This window comes from Kitasatospora sp. NPDC101155, assembly GCF_044768305.1.
GTDB lineage: Bacteria > Actinomycetota > Actinomycetes > Streptomycetales > Streptomycetaceae > Kitasatospora.
In genome coordinates this window covers 158,033-181,853 of record NZ_JBIWPN010000014.1, presented here as the reverse complement: position 1 = coordinate 181,853, position 23,821 = coordinate 158,033, and the positions used below count along the sequence as shown (strand labels likewise).

Here is a 23,821-nt window from a genome sequence, read left to right as displayed (position 1 = left end):
CCCGTCCGCCCGTGGGGCCCTCGCGTGTCGAGGCGCGGTTCCGTCGGGGTGTGGGAGCGGAACCGTCAGGGCCGCGGACCGCGTCCTGTGACTGTCGGGGTTCACCAAAAGGCCCTGCCCCCTTGCCAATTCGTTCGACGTGCCCTCACATATCTTCCATGCACACCGCCGGCCACCGCCGGCGTGCCGGCCGGCGTCGGACGCCGGCCGGCGGAGTACTGGTGACCCGCAACGAATCCATCGGAGGACACCTGATGCGGCTTCGCGGAACCACGGCGATACTCGCCCTCACCACCCTGGTGGCGGCGGCCCTCGCGACGGGCGGACCCGCCCGGCCGGCCGCCACGCGGATCACCGCGGCCACCGGCCCGCTGTCCTTATCCTCGCCCAGCCTCGCGGCCGACACCGCTTCCGCCTCGGACCCGTCCTGCAAGGCGAGCAAGTACCCCCCGAAGAAGGACCCCTCCGGGCCGACCATCAAGGCGATCCAGGCCCGCGGGACGATCAACATCGGTGTGGACCTGAACGACTACGACTGGGGATTCCTGGGCCCGGACGGCGCCACACCCCAGGGATTCGACATCGACCTCGCGAAGGCGATCGTCGCCTCGCTCGGAAACCCGAAGGTCAACTGGGTCGCGCTCGACGACGCCCAACGCCAACCGCGCCTCAAGGCCACCGACGACCAGCACGTCGATCTGGTCGTGCACACCATGACGATCACCTGCAAACGGAGCCAGGACGTGGCCATGTCCACTGTCTACTTCGAGGCCGGACAGCGGGTCCTGATGCCGGCCGCGAAGGCCGAACAGGGTGAAAGCGGGCCCGACGCGATGAAGGGCAGGCGGGTGTGCGTCGCTGCCGGCTCCACCGCCGAGACCCTGCTGGAGCCGGACACCACGCTGCCGGTGCCCCAGCAGAAGTACAAGGTGGCCGAACTCGACAAGCGGGACCAGGAGTTGGACTGCCTGGTCCAGCTCGAACTCGGCAACGAGGACGCGATCGTCACCGACGACGCCATCGCCTACGGCCTGGCTGCCCAGGACCCGCAGACCACCGTGGTCGGCGACCAACTCTCCGACGAGCCCTACGGCGTCGCCATCTCACCCAGCGAACCGGACCTCGCCTCGTGGGTCAACCAGGTCCTGGAGGACTACCGCGCGAGCGGCGCCTGGCGGCAGAGCTACGACCACTGGATCAAGCCCAACGTCCCCGGCCACCCCGAATTGCAGCCACCCGCGGCGCAGTACTCCAACTCGTGACCACAGCTCGCTCAGCCCGGCAACAGGCCTGGTTGCGACTGCAGGGCGGGGGTGTTCCTGATGAAGCTGTCGAACCCCAGTGGGGGGCGCCCGAGCAGTTCGGCGACGTCGTTCGTGGCCCGGTCGTACCAGTTCTCGCGGTGCAGCCGCGCCATCGTGGCGATGTGCTCGAAGACGTGGGGCGGTAGGTCCAGCCCCTTGAGGTCGCGTTCCAGCCACTCCTCGTACGGCACGTCGACATAGGTCACGGTACGGCCCAGGGCGGCGGAGAACTCGGCCGCGATGGCTGTCATGTCACGGGAGCGCGCTCCGGTCAGTTCGTGGACGCGGCCGGACCGCGGAGCCGGGTCGAGCAGGAGGCGTGCGATGACCTCCGCCACATCGGCCGCGGCGACCGGCGAAGTCCGGGCGGAGCCGAACGGGAGGCGGATCGTGCGGTCTCGCAGGATCGAGGCGACGGCGACCTGGGCGAAGAGGGGATTCTCCATGAACACCGTGGGCCGGACATGGACGACCGGCACCCCCGACCAGTCGAGGACGTGCTCGGCCAGCCAGTGCAGTCGCTGCTGCCGGGATTCGGTGTCGCTGGTGAGGTCCATCTGGGAGACCGTCATCTGCGAGATGCTCACCAGCACTTCGAGACCGCCGCCTTCCCGGGCGGCCGCGGCGACCGTCGTCGTGGCCTCCAGGTACGCGGGCGACACGCTCATCCCGAAGTAGGCCCGGCGGCAGCCCGCCAGCGCCTTCACCACGTCGGCGCCACGGGTGAGATCGCCGACCACCACGTCCACTCCGGCCATGGCCCGCAGAGCCGAGGACCGTTCGTCGTCGTGGTGCACAAGGGCCCGGACGGGCACGCCCTCGGCGTGCAACCGGTCGAGGACCGTTCGTCCGACTCCGCCGACGCCGCCACCGACGCCGGTGACAAGGACGGGCTGGGAACGCATCGTCGATCGCCTCCTGTCTTCCGGACCAGGCGTCCGGTCCGCTCGGGGCGGCTCTGCGGGCTGTCGAGCGTGCCGTGGAGGACGTCCCTCGTCATGCACCACTGGCACCGTCGTCGACCTCGGCGGCGACACGGGCCGGGCCGTCACCTCCTTCACGGTACCCGCGGCGGCAGTACGCCGCAGGCGCGTCGGTGATGGTGGCGGTCGGTTCACGGGCGCCCGGTCACCGGTAACGGTCCCCGCATCGATCCCGGTCCTACGCGGTTGCCGGCTGCGGGGGCATCTCGCCGCCGAGTAGGCTGATCAACTGAGCGAGCAGAGCGTCGAGTTCACGACCGACAGCGGAGATCCGCTCGTCGTGGTAGCTGGCGAACAGCAGGCTCGGCTGGTCGACCGCCAGTTTCGTGTCGCCGTCGGGGTCGGCGTAGAGGAGAGTGCGCAGCGGCGCGTGGAGCATGACCGACGGGTCGTGGCGGAACATGCGTTCGGCGATGGTGTGGTTGCCCATCAGGTACTGCGTGGCCTTCCAGTGGGAGGGCGATCCGGCCATCAGGGCGGTGAGGTCGCCGCGGTAGTAGCGCATGAACCCGTAGGGGGCGTTGATCTCGGCGAGTTCGAGCGTGGCGTCCCAGGAGGCCAGCTGGAAGAAGCGGGCCTGATCGACCTCCGGGACCAGGGTCTCGTACTGCTCGCGGGCGGCGTCGTACGGCTGCGGGAGTGCCACGACGAGGCGCCTGGCGGGGTGGTCGACGGTCGTGGTGTGCATGGTCATGGCTGTGCTTCCTCCGGGCCGGAGCGGACCAGTTCCACGTGGTGGATGTCGAGGGTGATGGACGGCAGGTTGAGGTTCACGCTGTTGTCGGGGTTGCGGCGGAAGACTCGCCGGCGGGTGGCCACCAGCAGGCCGTCGAAGGACCGGTGGCGGCTGGTGTAGTGGCCGACCAGTGCACTGCCGTTGACCTCGGCGATGTAGTCCATGCGTCGTTGCAGGCCGAGGGCGTCGAAGTAGAACACCTGCTCGGGACTGTGGGTGGCGATCTCGGCCGGGAAGCGCACGTGCAGGCGTCGCCAGGTCTGTCCGGCCTCGTGCCAGGGCTCGATCTCGCGGGTTCGGACACCCGGATGGGTGAAGAGGAACGGTGTGGTGAAGTAGTTCCAGCACGCGTAGCCCAGGAAGTAGCCCAGATGCGGGGCGTCCCAGGCGCTGTTGCGCAGCATGCCCTTGAAGGCGGGGCGGGCCGGATCGAGGGTCTCGACCGGCTCACCGTCGAGGGTCTGCACGGTGACCCGGTCGGCTGCGGCGTCGAAGACCATCCGCCGGTCCGGGCGGGTGAAGGGGCTGAACACGATGTGCTCCCGGGCCGCATCCAGCGTGATGACCTGGTCGAACGTCCGGCCCGTCGGCCAGCCCTTCGATGCCCAGATCGGGCCCCCGATCGAGAGGTCGACCTTCAATCCGCGCACGGTGTTCCACAGTTCGCGGCCGCCGGCCGTGGCGATGGCCAGGTCCAGCAGTTCGCCGGTCATGGACCACGCTCCTCCGGTGGCGTGTACCTCCACCAAGGTTGACCGAAGTGTCCGCCGACGGCTCGCTCAGGCAGTGGGGAGATCGCGCGACCTTGATCGACTTCTGCTAGCCGTCGGTCCGCTTGATCCACTCGCTGCCTCCCGGCGGGTAGTCGTAGCCGGGGCGGTTGACGTCGGCGCTGGTGCGGAAGGGGGTGCCCCTGTTGTCGATCTGGATGGTGCCGCGGCGGTCGCCGCTGGACCAGTCCAGTGTGAGGTCCCATCGGACGTCGTGCGCCTTGGTGTGCGCGGTGACGTAGAAGACCTCGGGGTCGGACTTGCTGACCTTGTACGGGAAGTCGCGCTGGCCGCCCTTGACGGTGATCACGGGACTGCCCCTGTCGAGGTCGATGTCGAAGGACTTGGTGTCGACCTCGCCGCCGCAGCCGACACCCATCGAGTAGTCGTTCCAGGCGAGCGGCGCGCCCTTGGCCGTGATCCGCACGTGCAACGCCTCCAGGACGACCGGGTCCGCTCCGGTGCCCTGGACGGTGAGGGCGACCTGCTGCTCGCCGGAGGAGACCGCGCCGTAGGCGGCGGCCCAGCGCGGGGCGTCGCCCTCGGTGGCGGGCGGCCCGACCTGGGCGGGCGCGCTGTTGACGAGGAAGTGCTGGCTGCACGGGTCGGCGTAGACGTACGGGCGGGTGCCGACAGTGAGCGGCGCGGGCGCGTCGGTGGGCTGGGCGGGGGTGGACGGGCTCGGGGTGGTCGTCGCGGTTGCCAGGGCGGTGTCCGTCGGCGTCACGGTCCCGGTGGTGGAGGCGGCGGGGGTGGAGAGAGAGGGTGCCGGCAAGGCCGGCACGCCCGTAGCCGTAGCCGTAGCCGTAGCCGTAGTCGTAGCCGCAGCCCTGGCACCGGCCGCCTGCGGGCCTCCCGCATCGCTCCCGCCGCCCCAGATCGTGGGACGCGCGACGATCATCACTGCGGTCAGCAGAGCGACGGCCGCGGCGGAGGCGATCAGCGCGCTGTGGCGGCGCCGCGGCCGCACGGGCTCCGCCACCGCCACGACGACCGGCGCCCCGATGACCGGCGCCCCGCCCGCCCCGCCCGCGGTGGGTTCAACCGGGGCGGCCGGGGCGGCCTCGGGCTCCGTGACCGGAGCCGGGGCCGGCTCCGCGGTCCGGTCCGTGCGGCGCACTCGGGCCGCGTCCGCCAGGATCCAGCTCCGGTGCAGTTCCACGAGCTCTTCCGGGGTCGCCCGGCACACCCGTGCGAAGCGCTCCGCCGGCATGTACTCATGGGGCAGCGCCGTGCCGTTGCAGTAGCGGTGCAGCGTCGACGTGCTCATGTGCAGCCGCTTGGCCAGCGTTCCGTAGCTCAGGCCCGAGCGGTCCTTGAGCTCGCGTAACAGTCGCGCGAACTCCTCCGTCTCGACGGCCCCTGCGCCCTCCGACACCCGTCCCCTCCGTTCCCCCGGCGTCCCGTTCCAGCGTTCCAGGCTCGTCCCACTCCCGCTGGTCAGAGCCTCATTCACCGTTCCACCCTACCCATCGTGCCGCCGGGTGTGGCGGCCGGGACGGATCGCTCCGCAGGCTTCGGTCATCCGATCGACGCACCACCTGAGCGCATGCCGAAAGGGGCACGACCACATGTCCGTCCGCACCTCCCGCACCCGCCTGATCACCGCTGCCGCGAGCGTGGCGCTCGCCGCCTTCTCGATCACCGCGTGCAGCGACGACCACGGGGACGTCGGGACGGCAACCGGCCCGTCGCTCAGGGCCACCGTGCCCGCAGCGGCGCCCGCCTCGCCGACGGCCCCCTCGACGTCCGCCTCCCCGTCCGCCGGCACCGGTGGCACCACCGACAAGGCCCCGGCCCCCGCACCCGCGCCCGCCGCGCCCGCGCCCGCCGCTTCCAAGCCCGCCGCTTCCAAGCCGGCCGCGAACACCCCGGCACCGAAGGCCCCCGCAGCGCCCCCGGCCGCCAAGCCGACCGCCTGCGAGGGCTCCACCACCAAGACCATCGCCGCCCCGCTGAACCGCCCCGTGAACCACATGCTGCTCACGGTCACCAACACCGGCTCCGGCACCTGCTACCTCTACGGCTACCCGGCCGTCCAGTTCGGCGAGGCCCAGTCCGTGCCCCCGGTCATCACCGACTCGAAGCCGCAGGCCGTCGTCACGCTCAAGCCCGGCGAGTCCGGCTACGCCTCCGTGAACCTGTCCTCCACCGACGGCGGCAACGGCTCGAACGGCCGCACCGCGACGTCCCTGGCCGTCTACTTCCAGGGCCCCTCCGGTGACGAGAGCGTCGGCGCGGGGGCCCACCCGGCGCTGCCCGCCAAGGGCGTCTACGTGGACGACTCCCTCAAGGTCACCTACTGGCAGCAGTCGCTGGACGACGCCGTCTCCTGGTGACCCCGGCAACACCCGAACAGCCGACAGCGCCCAGCCCGAAAGCAGGCACGCCACCATGCGCAGCACACCCCGCAGAATCGCCCGGCTCCTGGCCGTCTACATCGGCGCGGCCTGCCAGGTCCTCCTCCTCGGCGATCCGGACGGCCCGGGCCCCGGGCGGGGTGGGCCCGAGGCTCACGGGCCTGAGGTTCGCGGGCCCGAGACCGCCACCGACATCTGACCAGTACCTGACCACGACATCGAAACCGGACCGCCCGGTCGCCGGCTCAGGCGAGCCGACGACCGGGCGGTCCGGGGGGCGTGCGGAGGTTCGGATCGCGGGGTCAGACGGTGACCCGTTCGGTCCGCTCCGCCTGGAGGTCGGCGGGCTGCTCGACGGTGGCGGAGGCGTTCTCCCGGGGCGCGGGGAGTACAGCCATGATCACGGCGGAGATCACGATGGTCGCGGCCCAGGCGAGCCCGTACTTGCCGACGGGAGTGTCGGAGAGCGGGCCGGCGAACCAGTCGCACTTGGTGAAGGCGAGCCCCATCAGCAGTGCGAGGACCCAGGACACCATGGCCTGCCAGCAGAAGCCGCCCACGTACCAGTAGCGGCTGTTCCTGCTGGTGTCCATCAGCGCGGTGGCGTCGTAGCGCACCGCGCGCGAGCGGCGGCGGAACATGTCCACCGCGTAGACGCCGATCCAGGCCGAGAAGGAGACGGCGAGCAGGATGAGGAAGGTGATGAAGGAGCCCAGGAAGCTCTTGGCGACCAGCATCAGCAGCAGGCCGCCGACCAGCGAGATCACGGCGTTGATGCTGACGGCCATGGCGCGCGGCAGCTTGACGCCCATGGTCTGGGCGGTGAAGCCGGCCGAGTACATCGAGAGGCTGTTGATCAGCAGCATGCCCACGATCGCGGTCAGCAGGTAGGGCACGGCCAGCCAGGTCGGCAGCAGGTCACCGAGGAAGGAGACCGGGTCCGCGGCCTGCGCCAGGCCGGGCGAGGCCACCGCCATCACGGCGCCCATCAGCACCATCGGCACCATCACCAGGCCGGCGCCGGAGACCGTCACGCCGACGATCTTCCTGCCGGAGGCGGCGTGCGGCAGGTAGCGGGCGAAGTCCGGGCCGGTGGGGACCCAGCTGATGCCGCCGGCGGCGATGGTCCCGATGCCGGCGATCATCATCGCGGTGGTACCGGCGGGCTTGGCGAAGACCTCGCTCCAGTGCATGGTCGCGACCAGGTAGCCCAGCACCAGCACGCTGAAGAGGCCGAAGAGGTACGTCGACCAGGTGTTGCAGACGTTCAGCGCCTTGCGGCCCATGCCGGAGACCACGAAGGTGCAGGCGACGAAGGCGAAGAGCGTGATCACGATCAGCGCGGTGTTGCTCTTGATGCCGAAGAGCAGGTCGAGGACGGTCAGCACGGCGTAGGCACCGGTGACGGCGTTGATCGTCTCCCAGCCGAACCGGGCGATCCAGAGGATCGCGCCGGGGAAGAGGTTCCCGCGCACCCCGAAGGTGGCCCGCGAGAGGGTCGCGCCCGGCGCCCCGCCCCACTTCCCGGAGACCGACAGCACGCCGACCATGCCGAACGAGGCGAGCGCGGCGCACGCCGCGACGATCAGGACCTGCCAGAAGTTCAACTGGTTGAACACCACCAGGGCGGCGCCCATGGTGAGCAGCAGGACGCTGATGTTCGCCGCGACCCAGGTCGGGAAGAGCTCGCGGACTCTGCCCCGGCGCTCGTGGTCGGGGACGGGTTCGATACCGCGCGTCTCTATCGCGCCGTCGGCGTTGTCGACGGTGGACAGGTTGTCCATGAGGGTGGCTCCGTGCGTGTGAAGCGGGGGAGAAAATTCGGGCAAATGACACATCTATGGAACTCTTCGCGCGTAGCGCGGGAGTTGAGTCATCCTACTGTGTTCGAGATGTGACCCGATTGATGTGGTCGTTCGCAGACGGTCGGGGGGTCGGGCTGGGCTGGGCGGGATCGCAGGGGGTGGGTCAGAAGGTGAAGGTCTCCAGGTGGTCGAGCCGGATGAAGCGGGCCTCGGGGCTGGACCGGTGGACGGCGGCCTGGAGGGCGGGGAGGCCGCCCCAGTCGTGGGCGGGTTCGGTGAGCGGGTGGTCGAAGTCGTCCCAGTGGGTGGGGACGACGTACGGGGGGTGGTCGAGGACGTCGAGGAGGCGGGGGACGTAGTCCGGGACGGAGGCTCCGCCGGGCTGGACGAGGAGGACGTCCGGGGCGAGGCCGGCGAGGTGGCGGGCGTCGTAGTTGGCGCCGCCGCTGTCGAGGATGCTCAGCTTGTCGCCGATGGTGATCAGGTAGGCGAGCGTGCCGCCTTCGACGAGGTCCGAGATGACCTTCGGCCGGGGCGGCGGCGAGCCGGGGCGGGTGCCGGGGAAGGGGACCTTGGAGCGGGGGCCGGTCATCGAGTGCAGCGAGTTGATCACCTGGATGGTGTAACCGTCGAACTGCAGGTACTCGCCGCCGTGCACCACCGACAGCTGGTCGCCGGGCGCGCCGAGTGCGGTCAGCAGGTTGGCGTGGGTCTCGGTGCCCAGGACGGTCGCGCCGGTGCGGGCGGCGATGTACGGGATGTCGGGCAGGTGGTCGTAGTGGCCGTGGGTCGCCAGGATCTGGTCGGCGCGCAGCCGGAGGCTGTCGATGAGGGCGGTGTCGACGCTGAGCGGGGTGGCGGGGTCGGCGCCCTTCGGGGTGTACGTCCCGGTGGGGAAGCGGGTGATCCAGGGGTCGATCAGGATCGTCGTGGGCCGGTCGGGATCGCCGAAGGTGATCTCCCAGCCGTTGTTGCCCAGCCAGCGCAGCCGCACGCCGGCCGAGCCGGGCGGGCCGGGCCGGCGCCGTCGGCGGCCCGACGGACGGGCCTCGGTCGCGGCGGAGGCCTCGGCCGGGTACGGGGCCGCGCCGGTCAGGGCGGCCGCGCCGGCTAGGGTCGCGGCGCCGGTCGCGGAGGCGGTGAGCAGGTGGCGGCGGGACAGGCGGTCGGCGGCGGGGGCGGGCCGGCGAAGCGGGTGGGTCATGGCGGGTGGGGCTCCTCTGGTCGCTCGTGGGCGGTGGTCAGCCGAGGGCGGTGACGACGGCCTTGGTCGCCTCGGCGATCAGGGCGTCGTCGGAGGTGGCATCGGGCTTGCCGCGGTCGGACAGGACGACGATGACGACCGGGCTGCGGCCGCCGGCGGGCCAGGCGACGGCGACGTCGTTGCGCGTGCCGTAGCCCGCGTTGCCGGTCTTGTCGCCGATCTTCCAGTCGGCGGGCACGCCCGCGCGGATGTACGGGGCGCCGGTCGTGTTGCCGATCAGCCAGTCGGTGAGCAGCCGGCGCCGGTCCTCCGTCAGCACGTCGCCGAGGACGTAGCGGCGCAGGTCTGCGGCGAAGACGCGGGGTGTGCTGGTGTCGCGGGGGTCGCCCGGCGTCGCCTCGTTCAGGGTGGGTTCGGTGCGGTTGACGTTGGTGGTCGGGTCGCCGAGGTCGCGCAGGGTCCGCTGGACGGCCTCCGGGCCGCCGAGCTCGGCCATGACCAGGTTGGCCGCCGTGTTGTCGCTGTACTCGATGGCGGCGGCGGCCAGATCACGCACCTTCATGCCCGTGGCCACGTGCTGGGAGGTGATCGGCGCCCACTTCAGGACGTCCTCCTGGCGGTAGGTGACCACCTTGTCCAGTTCCTCGTCGGTCGCCTTGCGCAGCAGGGCCCCGGCGGAGAGCGACTTGATCGTGGACGCGAACGCGAAGCGCTCGTCGGTGCGGTAGGCGACCTCCCGGCCGTTGCCGGTGTCCACTGCGTACACGCCGAGTCGGGCGCCGAAATGTTGCTCAAGTTCCTTGAAGGCGCCATCGGTTGGGTGGGCCGAGGTCGTGACGGCGGCGGCCGTGACGGCGGCGGTCGCGGTCGCCGCCGGAGCACTGGTGCCGCCGGGGATGCCGTGGCCGCACCCGGCCGTCAGGGCCACCGCGAGCAGGGCGACGGCGGGCAGCGTGGAACGGGGGTGCCGGAACACGGACGTCATCGGTGATCTCCAGGGTCGGGCGCACGGGAAGGGCGGTCACCGGCGTTGCGGGGCGGCCCGGCGGCGCCGGTCGTGCCGTGGCCCTCAGCTAAACAGGCCGTCAGGACTCCAGTCCAAGACCATGATGCTGAAGGGATCGATATCGAAATACCTATGATTGCTGCTCATGGACCTGTTGGGGCATCTCCGTCACTTCCGCGTGGTCGCCGAGGAGCGGCACTTCGGCCGCGCCGCCGAGCGGCTGCGGATCGCCCAGCCCTCGCTCTCCCAGCGGATCCAGCGGCTGGAACGCGAACTCGGCGTCACCCTGTTCGACCGCGGTCCCCGCGGGGTCGCGCTCACCCCGGCGGGCCGGCTGCTGCTCGCCGAGGCGGAGGAGGTGCTGGAAAGCTCCGCCCGCCTGCTGGCCGTCGCGGCCGACCTGCGCACCGGCCGGGCGGGCACCCTTCGTGCGGCCGTACCACCCGACCTCGGACCGGCCGCCCTGGCCGCGCTGCTCACCGGGTTCGAGAGCGCCTCCCCGGGCACCCGGCTCGACCTGCGGGAACTGCCGGTCGCGGCCGCGGTGCGCGAACTCGCCCAGCACACGGTGGACGTCGCCGTCGTCCGCCACCCCTGCCCGGCCGCCGGACTGGCCTTCGGACCCGTCCTGCACCAGCCACTGGGCGTGCTGCTCGCCGCCGACAGCCCGGACGCCGACCGCCCGGACCTGGCCGCGGCGGAGCTGACCGGGCGGCGTCTGGTGCTCTTCCCCCGTGCCACGGCCCCGGCGCTGTACGACGAGATGCTCACCACCCTGGCCCGGTACGGCTGCACCCCGGAGGCAGTCGTCGACCCGCCCGGCCCGGACGTCGCGGGCGCGCTCGTGCTCACCGGGAGCGCCGTCGCCCTGGTGCCGCGCACCGTGGCGCCACCGGGTACAGTCTGGCGTCCGCTCACCGGCACCCCGCTGACCTGGCGCACCTCCACCGCCTGGGCGGCCGGGCGCGACGGGCCCGCCGTCCGCCTGTTCGCCGAGGCCGCTCACCGGGCGCTGACCGAACCCGGCGGCCTGCTGCCCCAGCTGCCCAATCGCCCGTTCTTCCCCCGGCCCGCAATGGAGTTCCCGCTGTGACCAGCGACCGTCCGAGCGCCGACCGCACGGGCGCCGACCGCACTCGCGGCGACCGCACTCGCGGCGACCGTCCGAGCGGCGACAGCGCCGTCGGCGGCCGTGCCGCAGCCGCCGACGACCGTCCCGCAGCCGACCGTACGAGCGGCCGCCGGGACCCCGCCGGCACCCGTGCCGCGCGCGCCCGCATCGCGGCAGCCTTCGCCGAAGCCGGTGTCAGCGGCCTGCTGCACGCCCGCGACCTCGACACCGGCGCCGAGCTCGCCCTCGGGGCCGACACCCCGGTCAGTACCGCCAGCGTCCACAAGCTCTGCCTCCTGGTCACGCTGTACCGCGAGGCCGCCGCCGGACGGATCGACCTGACCCGGCCGGTGGACCTCCCCGCCGCCGGCCGCACCCCAGGACGTACAGGCCTGTCGGCCATGCTCGACGCCACCCGGCTCTCCCTGCGGGACCTCGCCTACCTGACCGTCGCGGTCAGCGACAACGCCGCCGCGGACGTGCTCTGGGACGAAATCGGCCTGGACACCGTCAACCGCGCGATGGCCGAGCTGGGCCTGACCCGTACGGTCGCCGTCCACACGGTCCGCGACCTGTTCGCCGCCCTCGCCGAGGACACCGGCCAGGACTCCCCGGTCGACCCCGCTGTCGTCGCCCGGCTCAGGGTCCTCGACCCGGCCTTCACCAACCGCAGCACCGCCCGCGAGATGACCGCCCTGCTCGCCGCCCTCTGGCACGGCGACGCCTGCCCCGGCGAACCCGGCGCCGCACTGCGCCGCCTGCTCGGCCTCCAGGTCTGGCCGCACCGGCTGGCCGCCGGCTTCCCGTTCGACGACGTCCGCGTCCACGGCAAGACCGGCACCCTGCCCACCCTGCGCCACGAGGTCGGCGTCGTCGAGTACCCCGACGGCGGCCGCTACGCCCTGGCCGTCTTCACCCGTGCCGCCGCCACCAGCATCACCCTCCCCACCGCCGACGCCGCCATCGGGACCGCCGCCCGCCTTGCCGTCGACGCCCTGCGCCTCATGGCGGGCGGGAGGGACGGCGAGCGCGGTTGACCGTGGCACCCGGTGAGGTGAGCGGGTCGCCCGCGGGGGGAGCCGGACGGCGGGATCGAGCGCCGAACGGTCCCGGAAGGGCCTGCGGCGGCGCCTGCCGCCGTGATCGGCCGGCTCACGGCGGCCGTCGCGCGGGCCCGTCGGCGGGTTCTAGGCTGGACGGCATGGGTGTGCCCGCGACGACTCTCGGCGGTACGGCGGCCGATGCGGTCGGCCTGGAGGCGTTGGTGCGGCTGCTGGCCGGGCGGGGCGTCGTGGTGCTCAGCGGCGCGGGGCTGTCGACGGAGTCGGGCATCCCGGACTACCGGGGTGAGACGGGCAGCCGGCGGCGCGGGTCGCCGATGACGTACCAGGAGTTCACGGGCGGCGAGGCGGCCCGGCGCCGGTACTGGGCGCGCAGCCACGTCGGGTGGCGCACGATCGCGCGGGCCGAGCCGAATGCCGGGCACCGCGCGGTGGAGCAGCTGCGGCGCTCGGGTCATGTGGCAGCGGTGATCACCCAGAACGTGGACGGTCTGCACCGGGCGGCCGGCACGCGTGCGGCGGTGGAACTGCACGGCGGGCTGCACCGGGTGGTGTGCCTGGAGTGCCGGCGCACCAGCTCGCGGGAGGAGCTGGACGGGCGGCTGGAGGCGCTGAACGCCGGCTTCCGGGCGGGGTCGGCCCGGGTCAACCCCGACGGCGACGCCGAGCTGCCGCAGGAGCTGGTGGACGGGTTCCGGGTCGCCCCCTGCGCGGAGTGCGGGGGAGTGCTCAAGCCGGACGTGGTCTTCTTCGGCGAGGCCGTACCCAGGCCGCGGGTCCAGCACTGCTTCGAACTCGTCGACGCGGCACAGGCGTTGGTGGTGCTCGGCTCATCGCTCACGGTCATGTCGGGCCTGCGCTTCGTCCGGCACGCCGCGCGTGCGGGCACCCCGGTCGCGATCGTCAACCAGGGCGCGACCCGGGGCGACGGCCTGGCCGTCGCCCGGGTCGGCCTGCCGCTGGGCGCGGTGCTTACCGAGGCGGCCCGGCTGGTCAGGGCCGGTTCGCCGCCAGCTTGAGCAGGGAGGCCCTGAGGGCCGCGGTGAACCGGTCCCGGATGGCCTCGTCGACCAGGTCCAGGGACAGGTAGGGGTTGAGGTCCTCCAGCTCGACGAGGAGGAGGTCGCCCTCGGGGGTGCGGCACGCGTCGACCCGCTGGATGCCGTGCTCGACGGTGTTCCACGCGATGAAGCGGTGGGCGAACTCCAGGTCGGCGGCGGTGGGCTCGTACCGTTCGAGGCGCCAGCGCTGCTCCGGGTCGGGGGCGTGGAGGGCGTACTGGAAGGCGTCGTCGACGAAGTAGAACGAGACCTCGTACACGAAGCGGATCAGCGGCTGGACCAGGACGTCCCCGTCGTAGGTGACGGAGTCGAGCTGCTCGCGGGGGAGGGTCCGCAGGCCGATCGAGTCGGCGCCGAGCTTCGGCTTGACCACGTACTCGGGGACGACGGGCAGGCGCGCGAGGTCCTCGGCCCGGTCGACGGTGGGGATGACCGGGTACCCGGCGGCGCTCAGGTCGAGCAGGTACTGCTTGCCGGCCATGTCGGCGCGCCCGGTCAGCTGGTTGTAGACGCGGGTGCCGCGGTCGAGGGCGCGGCTGCGGAAGGCCTCGTACTCGGCACGGTAGTTGAGCACCGGGCCGCTGTTGCGGACGAGGACCACGTCGAAGGCGTCCATCAGCGCGGCGGCGTCGAGGGGGTGGCAGAGGGCGAGGTCGAAGTCCTCGCGCAGGGCGGCGGAGAGCCGGATGTCCTCGTCGCAGTACCGGCGGCCCCGGGCCTGGTAGGCGAGATCGGTGACGAGCAGGACGCGGGGCTTGGTGGCGGGCATGTCGTCTCCTGAAGATCATCTTTCCTGGTCAGCCTACTACCCCCCGTTCTCGGCGGCAGTGCGATCGGCGGCCGCACAGGCGGGCCGGGCGGACCGGCCCTGCGTTACCGGCGAGTTGGCTAGACTGCGGCGGGCCTGACGTGATCACAGATGAGGGGACAGCGGATGAGCGCGGACGAGACCTGGATGACGGCCGCCGAGTCGGGGCGGTCCGGCGAACCGGTCGTCCCGCACATACGCCAGGACATCCCGCACAGCGCCCGGATGTACGACTACTTCCTCGGCGGCAAGGACAACTTCGCCGTCGACCGCGAGGCCGCCGAGCGGGTGCTGACCGTCTTCCCCACCATGCGCACCGCCGTCCGCGCCAACCGCACCTTCATGCACCGCGCCACCCGGGCCCTGGCCCGGCGCGGCCTGCGCCAGTGGCTGGACATCGGCACCGGCATCCCCACCTCGCCGAACCTCCACGAGGTCGCCCAGACCGTGGAGCCCCGGGCCCGCGTGGTCTACGCCGACAACGACCCCGTCGTCCTGGCCCACTCCCGCGCCCTGATGACCAGCACCCCGCAGGGCCGCACCGCGTACGTCCACGGCGACGTCAGCGACCCGGCCGCGATCCTGGCCACCCCCGAAGTGGCCCGCACGCTCGACCTGGACCAGCCCGTCGTCCTCTCGATGGTGGCCCTGCTCCACTTCGTCCCCGACCTCGCCGACGCCCACGCCATCCTCGACCGCCTCCTCGCCCCGCTGCCGGCGGGCTCCGCCCTGGTCCTCTCGCACGCCACCGCCGAACTCGACCCGTCCGGCGCCACCAAGGTCGAGGAGATCTACAACCAGGCCGGCACCTCCCTGCGGCTGCGCCCCAAGGCCGAGTTCGCCACCTTCTTCGAGGGCCTCGACCTCCTCGACCCCGGTATCGTCCCCGCCCACCGCTGGCACCCCGACGAGACCGACGACCCGGCCGGGCTGCTCCCGGCCGACGTCACGGACGCCCAGGTCTCCTTCTACGCGGGTGTCGCCCTCAAGCCGTAGGCGCGTCTTCCCCGTCCCGGCTCCGCCCGAATGGACCTGCCGGCAGGCCAGATTCCTTGTAGCATCTGCGCGTTCGGGATCGGGATACGTGGGACATCGGGGGCGGAGCCGTGACGGGGACCATCACGCTGTGGGTGTTCGGACTGCTCTGCTTCGTCGTGGCCTTCGCGAAGGAGGCCGCGAGCGGCGCCGGGATCAAGCTGCCGGGCCCGCAGACCACGGGAGCCCGGGTCGGGGTGGTCGCGGTCGGGCTGCTGGCCCTCATCCTGGGGACGGCGATCCGGCCGAAGGGTGACGCGCCGCCCGTCGCGGCCTCGACCGCTGCGCCCGCCCCCGCCACCGCGGCGTCGACGACGGCGCCCGCGGCGCCCGCGCCTACCAGTGCCACCCGGGCGGCGCCGACCCCGCCCGCGTCGTCTCCGACCGGGCTCACCGTGGCCTGGAGCGGGCAGGTCGGCATCCCGATGGACGGTGGGGTCGACTTCGACCTGACCCCGCCGGGGCGCGACTCCGGCTTCCCGAAGGGCATCTACGCGGCCGGGTTCACCGCGACGAGCGCCGTGCTGCGGGAGGAGATCCAGATGGACCACGACCAGTTCGGCGTCTGGACGGGCCAGGCACCGCCGTCCGGTGCCGCCTGCTCCGACTGGGCCGTGACCCACCCGGGCGACTCGGCCCACGTCGGCGTCGGATCGCTGGTCTGCCTGAAGAGCCCGGGCGGCCGCACGGCCCTGATCAAGATCGACGCCATCGCCCCGTCGGACTACCGGGTGGACGCCACGGTCACCGTCTGGTCGGGCTGAGCCGGATCGCCCGGAGACTGACGAAGTCGCGCAAGAGCCAAGCCGACTTCGCATGCGTATCCTGCGGGTTCACCTGCAACGCGGACACCAACGCAGCAACCAACGTCGCGGTAGGACAGGCCGTAAGGCCCCGGAAGGCATCTTCCGGTACCGGAGGGGCAACACCGCGCCAGCGGTCGAGTGCCCGTGAACCCCAACACCCCACCGGTGTTGGAATCCCCCGGCCGTAGCCGAGGGAGGATGTCAAAACAACGACTGCGGCAAGGGCCCCTCCTCCCGCGCCTGCATGAGCATGGGCCTGCTGCGGATCGAGCAGGACGGCCAGGTCGCCTGGGGCACGACCGGCTCCCGCCCCGGCTACACCAGCGGCGTCTTCGCCACCCGCGACCTGAGCCGCAAGGTCGTCTACTCGGTGAACCCGACCGGCCTCCTCGGTGCCGAGACCCCGTACGCCGGCCGACTGCTCGTCACCTCCTTCGGCCTCACCCGCTAGCCCGGGTCCGGCGGCCCCTGGTGTCCGGGGTGTCCCGGGACGGGGGAGGGACGGGGATTCGTGGTGGGGCGGGCCGGCGGGCACCTAGCGTGGTGGCCGAGCGGTCCGCTGCGGGCGGACCCATGCCGGATTCAAGGAGAACCGTGGCCATTCACTCCCTGGTCAAGCGTGCCGCCGTGGCGGCCGCCACCGCTGCCGTCGCCGTGATACCCATGGCCGGGACGGCCAGCGCCAACACTGACGCGGGGTACGTCGGCTACGGCCAGGCCAACAACTGGAACGCCGTGTACTGCGTCCAGGCCGAGATCAACTACTTCACCTACCAGCACGGCCTGCGGTACCCGAGGCTCACGGAGGACGGCTACTGGGGCCCGGCCACCTACAACGCGGTGGTCATGTTCCAGAACCAGCTGATCAGCTACACGAAGCACGCCGACGGAGAGGTGGGCCCGCTCACCGGGAACATGCTGATCGCCAACGGCGACCCCACGATGTACGGCAACTGCCGGAACGCCCTGCCCACCACCTACTGACCGGGCTCCACCCCCGTCCCCGCACCGTCCGCAGGCGCGGGGACGGAGGCCTTTCGCTCCCCGACCACGCCGAAGGAACAGGTCGCCCCGGCCGGTGTGGCCGGTGCTGAGCAGTGGCGCCTCGGGCGAGAACCTGCGGACGCTGCAGTACCTGCCGGTGCGGCACGGCGCGACGCTGACCGTGGACGGGGCGTACGGGCCCGCCGCGCAGAGCGCCGTGACGGCCTTCCAGAGTTCGGCCGCGCTGCGGGCCGACGGCGTGGTGGACGCCCGGACCTGGAGCCGGCTGCTCGGCTGATCCCAGGGGACCGATCCGACCCGGCCCGGGCACCGCGCGCTGCCCCTCAGCGCGGTGCCCGGGCCGTCCATTGCTCAGGAGCCGGGCCGCCGGGGCCGTCGGCCGGCGGTGGCCAGCCCCGCGCCCGCCGCGAGCCCCAGCCCGAGCAGGACCAGACGGCGCAGGATGACGGCCTGTCGACGGTGCGGGCACGCGGACGGCGGGTGGTCCAGCGGCCCGGCCGACAGTGCGTTCGGCGCGCTGACCGTGACGCGGCAGCTGTTGGCGAGGCGCCACAGGGCGAGCAGGTGCTCGGCGTCGCCCTCGCAGACCGAGGCGATGCTCTCCACCGCGTCGCGCGGCGGGAACTGCTTCCCGTTCACCCAGCGCTCCCACGAGGACTTCGCGTAGTGGGTGCGTTCACTGATGCGGGCGTAGGTCAGGCCCGATGCGGACTTCAGCGACTGGAGCTCCTTGGCGAGCTCGTCGACAGCGGACAGAGACGTGATCTCGGACGCGTGCTGGCGGCCCATGAGGCTTCCCCCCGTGCTTGCTCTGATCTGACCGGTGTGGTGCGGACGACGTCCTGACCGCTACCCGGTTGAGTCAACTCTCCGATATGTGACCGCGATCATTCGACTGTCTCCGAACGATCTGAGACGGACCCGTCCTGTCTCACGGCCCGGAGCTGGGGTTTTGGCGGGCGAGCGGGAGACGGTTGAGACGATGCCCCGTGGAGCGGAATAGACTGATCATCCAAAAAATGATCAGTTCACGACGTCTGTCGACCCGCCAGAGGGGCCCGCGATGAGCCAGTCCTGGAAGCCGCTTCCTGATGATCTTTCGGAACCCGCCCGGCGGCTGGCCGAAGAGCTGCGCGCGGTCAAGGACGCGCACCGGATCTCGCTGGCCGAGCTCGGCAAGCGGACCTACCTCAGCAAGGCCTCCTGGGAGCGGTGGCTGAACGGGAAGCGGCTGATCACCCCGCAGGCGCTGGCCGGGCTGATCGCGGCGGTGGAGTGCGACGCCGCACTGCTGATCTCCCTCCTGCGGCAGGCCGAGGCCGAGCGGGAGGAGGGCGCCACGGAACCCGCGGCCGACCTCGTGCCGAAACCGGAGCCGGAGCCGGTGCCGGTGCCCGTCCCGCTGCCCGGGCTGCCGGTCGAGACGCCCGCGCTGCCCGTCGAGCAGCTCCCGTCCGTCGAGGTGCCGCTCGTGGAGGCGCCGCTCGTGCCGGCGGCCGAATTGCCGACGGGTATCCCCATGGCGCGCGTCGCCGCCGCCATAGCGGCCGCCGCCGCCGTGCTCGTCCTGGTCGCGGGCCTGTGGCTGCGCGGCCCACAGGGCGGCGGCAGCGCCGCGGCGGCGATCCCGCCGACCGCGACGGCCTCGGAGCCCGCGCCGCTCTGCCAGGGCGTCGGCTGCGCGGGCAAGGACCCGCAGGCCATGGGGTGCGAGACCGACGACCACACGCTGCTGAAGGGCAACGTCGGCCAGGTGGTCCTGTACATGCACTACAGCCCGCGATGTCGGGCCGCCTGGGCCGGGATCACCGACGGCTCCCCAGGGGACAGCGCCACCATCAGCACCAACACCGGCTGGCAAGAGACCGCCCTGATCCACTGGGGCTACGACAACTACTCGGTGATGGTCGACGCCAGCCCGGGCGACACCACCCTGCGGGTGTGCGGCCACCAGAAGGGCGGCGACGGCTGCACGGGCGTGGTCACCGACCCGGCCGCTCGCGCCGCCGCCGCGCCGTTGCCCGTGCCCCCGACCGTCGCCACGACGCCGACCTCCCGCGCAGGCTGAGCCGGTTCAGCCAGCTGGGACGACCGGGACCGGGACCCGTCGGGCGGACGGGGGTGCCGCCCCAAGGGCCCCGGTGTCAGGCGGTCAGGCGGTCAGGCGGTCACGGCCGTCCGGTCGGGCTGGACGGTGCGGGCGTTGTGCTGGTCGGACCAGGTCTGCAGGGCGCTCATGCAGGCGTGGTCGAGGTGGCGCAGCGCGGCCAGGTCGAGCTCGATCGGCCGGTCGGTGGGGAGCCGCTCCAGGGTGTCGAGGATGCGGGGCAGGCGCAGGAAGGTGGCGTTGCCGAAGATCCGGACCCGCACCAGGCCCTCGCCCGGCTCCTCCACCTCGATGTGGACCCGCGAAGTCTCCCAGGCGGCCTTGACCACCGCCAGGGCGAGGCCGATCAGCACACCCTCGAACATGTCGGTGACCAGGATCGCCCCGGCGGTGACCACCAGGACGACCGCCTCACCGCGGTGTTCGCGCCACAGCGGCCCGAGTTCCTTGACCGGCAGCAGCTTGAACCCGGCGTGGACCAGCACGCCCGCCAGCGCGGCCACCGGGATCATGCCGAGTGCGGCGGGGAGCAGGGCGGCGAACAGCAGCAGCCAGACGCCGTGCAGCACGCGCGAGACCTTGGTCCTGGCGCCGGCCTGGACGTTGGCGGCGCTGCGCACGATCACCGCGGTCATCGGCAGCGCGCCGAGCAGCCCGCACACGGTGTTGCCCGCGCCCTGGGCCATCAGCTCCTTGTCGTAGTCCGTCTTCGGCCCGTCGTGCAGCCGGTCGACGGCGGCGGCGCTGAACAGGGACTCGGCGGAGGCGATCAGGGTGAAGGCGATGACGGTGGTCAGCAGGCCGACCTCGGTCAGCCGGGCGAAGTCGGCCCCGCCGGGCGGCTGGACGGCTGCCAGCAGGCCCTTCACCTCCACCCGCTTGACCGGCAGGTCGAACAGGACGGTGGCGGCGGTCGCGGCGCCGACCGCGACGAGCGGGCCGGGCAGCAGCTGGGCCCGGCCGGGCAGCTTCTTCCACAGCACCATGATCAGGACGGTGCCGGCGCCGATGCCGACGGCGGTGAGCGCGGGGCCGGACCGGGCGACGTCCAGGGCGAGTTGGGGCAGCCCGGCCAGCTTGGCCGGCCCCGTTCCGGGTGCCTTGCCGTCGGCGAGCGCGTAGACCTGCCCGGCGACCAGGACGAGCCCGATGCCGGCCAGCATGCCGTGCACCACGGACAGTGAGATCGCGCGGAAGAAGCGGCCCAACTTGAGTGCGCCGAGGGCCAGTTGCAGCAGCCCGGTGGCCAGGACGACCACACCGAGGGCGCTCAGCCCGTAGTCCTGCACCAGGCTGAGGACCAGCACGGTCAGGCCGGCGGCCGGCCCGCTGACCTGGAGGCTGCTGCCGGGCAGCAGCCCGGTGATCAGTCCGCCGACGATGCCGGTGATCAGGCCGAGTTCGGCCGGGACGCCGGAGGCGACGGCGACGCCCACGCACAGTGGCAGGGCGACCAGGAAGACGACGAGGGAGGACGTGACGTCGGTGCGCAGCGCGGAGCGCAGCGTGGCGAGGGAGGAAGTCATGGGCGTTCTCTGTTCGAAGGAGGGAACGTCGTGGAGGGGGCACCCGCCGCGCACGGGCGCGGTGGGTGCCGTGGCCGGGAGCGGCCGGAGGGGTCGGGTGGCGGCCTACAGCGCCTGGAACGCGCCGCTGGCGGGCTTCCAGGCCTGGACCGCGCCGGTCTCGACGGTGTAGTACCAGGCGTGCAGCCGCAGTCGGCCGGCCGCCAGGCGGCGGGCGACGAACGGGTAGCTGCGCAGGTGGTCCAGCTGGGTCAGCACGTGCTGCTGGGTGACGGCGACCAGGTCGGGCGCGGAGCCCTGGGCTTCCGCCGGGCCCTGCGCCCGCGCGGTCCCGTCCGCATCCGGCCGGTGCCCGGCCCAGGCCAGCCAGCGTCCCACCAGGGGCATGCTCGCGACCCCCTGCTCGCGGACCAGGCCCTGGACGGCACCGCAGTGCGAGTGGCCGCACACCACGATGTCCGGCACGCCCAGGGCCTGGACGGCGAACTCCAGGGAGCCCGCGACACCGCAGGCGCCGGCCTGGGCCCGGTAGCGGGGGACGATGTTGCCCGCGGTCCGCAGTTCGAAGAGGTCACCGGGGCGGGCCCCGGTGAACATCGACGGGATCACCCGGGAGTCGGAGCAGGAGATGAACAGGGCTTGCGGTCGCTGGCCGTTGGCCAGCCGGGCGAACTCCTCCCGTCGCTCGGAGAGCGCGGCGGGGAACGTACGGGCGTGCTCGATGAGGGTCTGCATGAATTCGTCCTCGTGGCTCTTCGTGTGCTCACCGGGCCGAGCGGGGTGGCTCGGCGGGGAGCGGTACAGGGACGCGAAGAGTGCGTGCGGCACATGCCCGACGACCGGGCCTCAACCTCGGGCGGTCATGGGTGACCGACCGTCACACCGTGGCGAAGGCACGGTGCGGAGGCCGTCGTGGGAGCGTGCGGGCCACACGCCGCCTGTCAGCAGCGGAAGGTCTGCAGGGTGGTGGCGTCGGGGGTGAGCGCGGAGGCGGGGCTCCAGGCCTCTCTCGCTCTTTGCGGATGGGCGGCGCGGGCCGGGGTGTCGGATTCCGCGGCCGTCGCCGTGACGTCCACAGTCTCGCGGGCGGGGGCCGGTTCGTCGATCAGCTGGGCCCGGCGCGGAGCCAGGACGGGCGCGGTCACCGCGTCCAGGTGAGCCGAGGTGTCGGCCTCCTCCGGCGGCGCGTCGAGCGAGCCGCGCAGCTTGCGCTGCTCGGCCTCCTTCTCGGGGGCCATCGCGCACATCGGGCGCGGGACGGCCGACGCGGCCTTGGGGGTCAGCAGCAGCATGAAGACGGCAAAGGTCAGCAGAACCACTGCTGCCGCAACTCGCCGTACCACCACTGGACTCCCGACGTCGTACTCGTCGTGCCGACGCCGAAACGTTACCTGCTCTTGGTGAACCCTTGCCCGAACTCCGAACGTGATGTGGGTAACAAAGACGTCCGCCCCACTGGACAACTTCCGGAGGGGCGGGCTCAGTTGTGGTCAGGTTGTATCGGTGCGGCGGGGGACTGGTGAGATCGAGCGCGAGGATCCAGCCCGGGCGGCCGAAGGCCTCGCCGAGGCAGGTGCGGCCGCCGATCCGGTCACGCGCTTCGAGCGGGAGCGCCGAATGGCCCTCGGCGCTGAGGTCCCGTGCCGCGGTGTGCGTGAGTCATCTGAACCCTCTCCTGGCAAGGGGGAGTGAAACGGCAACTGGTACGATCCCGAACCGAGTTCGAGAAGAATCCGTCCGACCGGGCGCCGGCCCGTCCGACGACCCAGCGCCGCGGGGTCGAGCGCAGGCGGGCGATCCTCGGCGCCGCCGAGGCGATCCTCGCCGAACAGGGCCACGAGGCGGCGACCCTCAGAGCGATCGGCGAGCGGGCCGGCATCCCGACCGCGTTCGTCTACCACTACTTCGGCGACCGCCTCGCGGTGGAGACCGAGCTGCTGCAGCGTCACCCGGTGGAGCTGCGCGGGCAGATCATCACCCGGCTGCGCGAGCGTGGGCGCAGGACCGTGCGCGATGTGGTCGACGCCGTCATCGACCCCCTGCTCACCTACGGCCGCGGGAATCCGGGCTTCGTCGAGTTGTGGCGGGAGCGTGCCGGGACGCTGGTGGAGCTGGGGCGCGAGTTCGACCGTCCACGACGCCGGATGGTCCACCTTCTGCCGTCTTCTCGAAGAGAAAGCAGCCCGGTACGGACGCACCGTCCACGTCGTGCACCGCGCGTTCCCGTCGTCCCAGCTCTGCTCGGAGTGCGGACACCGCGACGGACCCAAACCCCTCGCGGTGCGCGAATGGGCCTGTGGTGCGTGTGGTGTGCTGCATGACCGTGACCTCAATGCTGCTCGGAACATCCTGGCCGCCGGGCAGGCGGACAGGCCAAACGCCCCTGGAGGGCCGGTCAGTCCTGGTGTGGCGATCCCGCGCCAGGCACGGCCCGTCGAACGGGGAACCCGCCTCGGCGACCTGCGACCCGCGGGTGTCCGTGCCGCAGGCGCGGGAGGAATCCCCCGGCTCTAGCCGGGGGAGGATGCCAACTCCGGAACCGCTACCTGGAGCAGTCCACCTACGCCCGGATCAACTGCTCCTGGTACGGCTCGACCGTCGTCGCCGGGCAGCGTTACTGGGATCAGACGCCCTCCGCCTCCCTCCAGTGGGAGTTGCAGCGCAGCGCCGGAAGCAGCGGCAACGCCACGCAGACGCAGCGCAAGGACTTCGCCCACGCGGCCAAGGGCAAGCGGCGCGAGAGCGGGCTCGGGATCGGCGACGAAGCGTACTGGGACTCGTCGGGGAGCGGAGCGGGGTGTTCGCTGGTGGTCCGCGACGGCAACCTGGGCCTGTCCGTCGGCATCGGCGGCAAGGAGCACCCGGCGCAGGGCTGCGAGGCGGAGGCGGTGAAGGTCGCGCGCGCGGCCCTCGCCGCGATGCCGCGCTGAGCGGATCCGGGCGCGAGCCCCGGGAACCCCCCTGGCGCGGCGCGCGGGCCGGGGGGCGGGGGGGGCCCCGGGGGGGCCCGCGGGGGGGGGGGGGGGTTTCGGGGCGGCGGCGCGCCCCCCGCGGGGTGGCGGCGCGGGGGGGTCCGGGCGGCTCGCGGGGGCCCCCCGGTGGCCGGGGCCGGCGGCCGGTCGACGGGCGGCGC

At 72.6% G+C, this 23,821-nt stretch carries 26 protein-coding genes and 1 pseudogene; 15 read left to right on the top strand and 12 right to left on the bottom strand.

From position 1 onward, the window contains the following. Nucleotides 1–254 precede the first annotated feature (254 nt). Nucleotides 255–1,262: a transporter substrate-binding domain-containing protein gene (locus ACIRYZ_RS22740; protein ID WP_402946786.1), complete on the top strand. Its 1,008-nt coding sequence runs from the start codon at nucleotides 255–257 to the stop codon at nucleotides 1,260–1,262. Nucleotides 1,263–1,273: 11 nt separating this feature from the next. Here ACIRYZ_RS22740 and ACIRYZ_RS22735 read toward each other — a convergent pair whose 3' ends face one another. The 4 genes from ACIRYZ_RS22735 to ACIRYZ_RS22720 all read right to left on the bottom strand — a co-directional run bounded on the left by ACIRYZ_RS22735 (nucleotide 1,274) and on the right by ACIRYZ_RS22720 (nucleotide 5,171). After that, a complete protein-coding gene (locus tag ACIRYZ_RS22735; RefSeq protein ID WP_402946784.1) occupies nucleotides 1,274–2,209 on the bottom strand; it encodes an NAD(P)H-binding protein in 936 nt (311 codons plus the stop codon). Nucleotides 2,210–2,465: 256 nt separating this feature from the next. Further along, nucleotides 2,466–2,981, bottom strand: coding sequence for a DUF302 domain-containing protein (locus ACIRYZ_RS22730; RefSeq protein ID WP_402946782.1), 516 nt, complete (start codon nucleotides 2,979–2,981; stop codon nucleotides 2,466–2,468). Further along, a complete protein-coding gene (locus ACIRYZ_RS22725; RefSeq protein WP_402946780.1) occupies nucleotides 2,978–3,736 on the bottom strand; it encodes a hypothetical protein in 759 nt (252 codons plus the stop codon). The genes ACIRYZ_RS22730 and ACIRYZ_RS22725 overlap by 4 nt, the downstream gene beginning before the upstream one ends. A 106-nt stretch (nucleotides 3,737–3,842) precedes the next feature. Continuing rightward, complete coding sequence (locus tag ACIRYZ_RS22720) at nucleotides 3,843–5,171, bottom strand: helix-turn-helix domain-containing protein (RefSeq protein ID WP_402946778.1); 1,329 nt, start codon at nucleotides 5,169–5,171, stop codon at nucleotides 3,843–3,845. 193 nt (nucleotides 5,172–5,364) lie between these two features. On the opposite strand from ACIRYZ_RS22720, the gene ACIRYZ_RS22715 reads away from it, so the two are divergent. Continuing rightward, nucleotides 5,365–6,132 carry a DUF4232 domain-containing protein gene (locus tag ACIRYZ_RS22715; RefSeq protein ID WP_402946776.1) on the top strand — a complete coding sequence of 256 codons (768 nt, stop codon included), beginning with the start codon at nucleotides 5,365–5,367 and terminating at the stop codon, nucleotides 6,130–6,132. 55 nt (nucleotides 6,133–6,187) lie between these two features. After that, nucleotides 6,188–6,352 (top strand): hypothetical protein, encoded by a 165-nt coding sequence (locus ACIRYZ_RS22710; RefSeq protein WP_402946774.1) that lies wholly within the window; start codon nucleotides 6,188–6,190, stop codon nucleotides 6,350–6,352. Nucleotides 6,353–6,455: 103 nt separating this feature from the next. Here the strand turns inward: ACIRYZ_RS22710 and ACIRYZ_RS22705 are convergent, their stop codons facing one another. The 3 genes from ACIRYZ_RS22705 to bla form a co-directional block, all read right to left on the bottom strand. Then, nucleotides 6,456–7,937 (bottom strand): purine-cytosine permease family protein, encoded by a 1,482-nt coding sequence (locus tag ACIRYZ_RS22705; RefSeq protein WP_402946771.1) that lies wholly within the window; start codon nucleotides 7,935–7,937, stop codon nucleotides 6,456–6,458. 184 nt (nucleotides 7,938–8,121) lie between these two features. Further along, complete coding sequence (locus ACIRYZ_RS22700; RefSeq protein WP_402946762.1) at nucleotides 8,122–9,162, bottom strand: MBL fold metallo-hydrolase; 1,041 nt, start codon at nucleotides 9,160–9,162, stop codon at nucleotides 8,122–8,124. Nucleotides 9,163–9,199: 37 nt separating this feature from the next. After that, entirely contained in the window at nucleotides 9,200–10,147 is a 948-nt protein-coding gene (gene bla / locus ACIRYZ_RS22695) for a class A beta-lactamase (protein WP_402946760.1), read from the bottom strand. 166 nt (nucleotides 10,148–10,313) lie between these two features. Here bla and ACIRYZ_RS22690 point away from each other — a divergent pair, with 166 nt between their 5' ends. The 3 genes from ACIRYZ_RS22690 to ACIRYZ_RS22680 all read left to right on the top strand — a co-directional run bounded on the left by ACIRYZ_RS22690 (nucleotide 10,314) and on the right by ACIRYZ_RS22680 (nucleotide 13,359). Further along, on the top strand, nucleotides 10,314–11,261 hold the full coding sequence (locus tag ACIRYZ_RS22690; RefSeq protein ID WP_402946759.1) for a LysR family transcriptional regulator: 948 nt from the start codon (nucleotides 10,314–10,316) through the stop codon (nucleotides 11,259–11,261). Nucleotides 11,262–11,446: 185 nt separating this feature from the next. Next, complete coding sequence (locus tag ACIRYZ_RS22685; RefSeq protein WP_402946937.1) at nucleotides 11,447–12,316, top strand: serine hydrolase; 870 nt, start codon at nucleotides 11,447–11,449, stop codon at nucleotides 12,314–12,316. Nucleotides 12,317–12,480: 164 nt separating this feature from the next. Next, nucleotides 12,481–13,359 (top strand): NAD-dependent protein deacetylase, encoded by an 879-nt coding sequence (locus ACIRYZ_RS22680; protein ID WP_402946757.1) that lies wholly within the window; start codon nucleotides 12,481–12,483, stop codon nucleotides 13,357–13,359. Here the strand turns inward: ACIRYZ_RS22680 and ACIRYZ_RS22675 are convergent. Then, nucleotides 13,334–14,170, bottom strand: coding sequence for a hypothetical protein (locus ACIRYZ_RS22675; RefSeq protein WP_402946755.1), 837 nt, complete (start codon nucleotides 14,168–14,170; stop codon nucleotides 13,334–13,336). The genes ACIRYZ_RS22680 and ACIRYZ_RS22675 overlap by 26 nt on opposite strands. A 165-nt stretch (nucleotides 14,171–14,335) precedes the next feature. On the opposite strand from ACIRYZ_RS22675, the gene ACIRYZ_RS22670 reads away from it, so the two are divergent. The 5 genes from ACIRYZ_RS22670 to ACIRYZ_RS22650 all read left to right on the top strand — a co-directional run bounded on the left by ACIRYZ_RS22670 (nucleotide 14,336) and on the right by ACIRYZ_RS22650 (nucleotide 17,332). Further along, the gene (locus ACIRYZ_RS22670; RefSeq protein WP_402946753.1) at nucleotides 14,336–15,205 is read left to right on the top strand and encodes an SAM-dependent methyltransferase; all 870 of its coding nucleotides are present in this window, start codon (nucleotides 14,336–14,338) and stop codon (nucleotides 15,203–15,205) included. A gap of 110 nt (nucleotides 15,206–15,315) precedes the next feature. After that, nucleotides 15,316–16,008 carry a hypothetical protein gene (locus ACIRYZ_RS22665; RefSeq protein WP_402946751.1) on the top strand — a complete coding sequence of 231 codons (693 nt, stop codon included), beginning with the start codon at nucleotides 15,316–15,318 and terminating at the stop codon, nucleotides 16,006–16,008. Nucleotides 16,009–16,294: 286 nt separating this feature from the next. After that, on the top strand, nucleotides 16,295–16,501 hold the full coding sequence (locus tag ACIRYZ_RS22660; protein ID WP_402946749.1) for a hypothetical protein: 207 nt from the start codon (nucleotides 16,295–16,297) through the stop codon (nucleotides 16,499–16,501). Nucleotides 16,502–16,644: 143 nt separating this feature from the next. Next, nucleotides 16,645–17,034 (top strand): peptidoglycan-binding protein, encoded by a 390-nt coding sequence (locus ACIRYZ_RS22655; RefSeq protein WP_402946747.1) that lies wholly within the window; start codon nucleotides 16,645–16,647, stop codon nucleotides 17,032–17,034. A 103-nt stretch (nucleotides 17,035–17,137) separates the two neighbouring features. Beyond that, nucleotides 17,138–17,332 carry a peptidoglycan-binding protein gene (locus tag ACIRYZ_RS22650; RefSeq protein WP_402946745.1) on the top strand — a complete coding sequence of 65 codons (195 nt, stop codon included), beginning with the start codon at nucleotides 17,138–17,140 and terminating at the stop codon, nucleotides 17,330–17,332. A 74-nt stretch (nucleotides 17,333–17,406) separates the two neighbouring features. On the opposite strand, the gene ACIRYZ_RS22645 is transcribed toward ACIRYZ_RS22650, so the two are convergent. Further along, entirely contained in the window at nucleotides 17,407–17,844 is a 438-nt protein-coding gene (locus ACIRYZ_RS22645) for a helix-turn-helix domain-containing protein (protein ID WP_402946743.1), read from the bottom strand. A 274-nt stretch (nucleotides 17,845–18,118) separates the two neighbouring features. On the opposite strand from ACIRYZ_RS22645, the gene ACIRYZ_RS22640 reads away from it, so the two are divergent. Then, nucleotides 18,119–19,123, top strand: coding sequence for a DUF2690 domain-containing protein (locus tag ACIRYZ_RS22640; RefSeq protein WP_402946741.1), 1,005 nt, complete (start codon nucleotides 18,119–18,121; stop codon nucleotides 19,121–19,123). 92 nt (nucleotides 19,124–19,215) lie between these two features. Here ACIRYZ_RS22640 and ACIRYZ_RS22635 read toward each other — a convergent pair whose 3' ends face one another. The 3 genes from ACIRYZ_RS22635 to ACIRYZ_RS22625 all read right to left on the bottom strand — a co-directional run bounded on the left by ACIRYZ_RS22635 (nucleotide 19,216) and on the right by ACIRYZ_RS22625 (nucleotide 22,031). Then, nucleotides 19,216–20,688 (bottom strand): SulP family inorganic anion transporter, encoded by a 1,473-nt coding sequence (locus ACIRYZ_RS22635; protein WP_402946739.1) that lies wholly within the window; start codon nucleotides 20,686–20,688, stop codon nucleotides 19,216–19,218. A gap of 105 nt (nucleotides 20,689–20,793) precedes the next feature. Further along, the gene (locus tag ACIRYZ_RS22630; RefSeq protein ID WP_402946737.1) at nucleotides 20,794–21,423 is read right to left on the bottom strand and encodes a carbonic anhydrase; all 630 of its coding nucleotides are present in this window, start codon (nucleotides 21,421–21,423) and stop codon (nucleotides 20,794–20,796) included. A gap of 206 nt (nucleotides 21,424–21,629) precedes the next feature. Beyond that, nucleotides 21,630–22,031 (bottom strand): hypothetical protein, encoded by a 402-nt coding sequence (locus ACIRYZ_RS22625; protein ID WP_402946735.1) that lies wholly within the window; start codon nucleotides 22,029–22,031, stop codon nucleotides 21,630–21,632. Between the two features lie 345 nt (nucleotides 22,032–22,376). Here ACIRYZ_RS22625 and ACIRYZ_RS22620 point away from each other — a divergent pair, with 345 nt between their 5' ends. The 3 genes and pseudogenes from ACIRYZ_RS22620 (at nucleotide 22,377) to ACIRYZ_RS22610 (ending at nucleotide 23,618) form a co-directional block, all read left to right on the top strand. Next, entirely contained in the window at nucleotides 22,377–23,009 is a 633-nt protein-coding gene (locus ACIRYZ_RS22620; RefSeq protein WP_402946733.1) for a TetR/AcrR family transcriptional regulator, read from the top strand. After that, nucleotides 22,894–23,202: pseudogene (locus ACIRYZ_RS22615) on the top strand (zinc ribbon domain-containing protein); the annotation flags it as partial. The gene ACIRYZ_RS22620 and the pseudogene ACIRYZ_RS22615, both read left to right, overlap by 116 nt. Nucleotides 23,203–23,342: 140 nt before the next feature. Continuing rightward, nucleotides 23,343–23,618, top strand: coding sequence for a hypothetical protein (locus ACIRYZ_RS22610; protein ID WP_402946731.1), 276 nt, complete (start codon nucleotides 23,343–23,345; stop codon nucleotides 23,616–23,618). The last annotated feature ends 203 nt before the right edge of the window (nucleotides 23,619–23,821 follow it).